Genomic DNA, 708 nt, shown 5'->3' with positions numbered 1-708 from the left:
GGACCAGGTGGGCGCGAACGTGGCGCCCACGCACCGCGCCATCTGCTGTTTGCGCGCCGTGACGGGAAACGTGGACAAGCCCGGCTCGTGCGTGCTGGCCGAGGGGCCGGACTTCGTGTCGGAGATGGAGCTGGAGATGTCCGACGCGCTGGCGCCCGAGAGGCGCGCGCGCTGCCTGAACACGCCCTTCACGCCGCTGCAGTGCTACGACGGCTACGACCGCGCCCGCAAGCTCACCGAGAAGCTGGGCCGCACGCTGCCGGAGCGCTACCTGACCTCCGCGCTGCCGCACCTCGTGCTGCGTGCCATGGAGGAGGGCGAGCCGTATCCCGTGCGCGCGCTCATCGTGAACGCCACGAACCCGCTGCTCACCTATGCCGACACGCACCGCGTGTTCGACGCGCTCATGGGCCTGGACTTGCTGGTGGTGCTGGACTACTATATGACGCCCACGGCCATGATCGCCGACTACGTGCTGCCCGCGGCCGGCGCCATCGAGCGCCCGGTGCTGCAGGTGCACGGCGGCGTGGCGAACATGGGCTACGGCGGCCCCGCCGCCGTGGAGCCGTACTACGAGCGGCGCACCGACTACGACGTGTTTCGCGGCTTGGGGCTGCGCCTGGGGCAGGAGGACGCGTGGCCGGAGGAGACGCTCGCCGACGCGTTCGCGGCGCAGCTCGCGCGCGCGGGCATGGACTGGGCGCGTTC

1 protein-coding gene is annotated in these 708 nt (G+C 71.6%); it reads left to right on the top strand.

What is annotated here, in order from left to right; translation table 11 throughout:
* Positions 1-708: molybdopterin-dependent oxidoreductase (locus GPA_RS09085; RefSeq protein ID WP_167536631.1), on the top strand; the 708-nt coding region annotated here is incomplete at both ends.

Source organism: Gordonibacter pamelaeae 7-10-1-b (assembly GCF_000210055.1).
Lineage (GTDB): Bacteria > Actinomycetota > Coriobacteriia > Coriobacteriales > Eggerthellaceae > Gordonibacter > Gordonibacter pamelaeae.
This window is presented reverse-complemented; position numbering and strand designations above follow the sequence as displayed.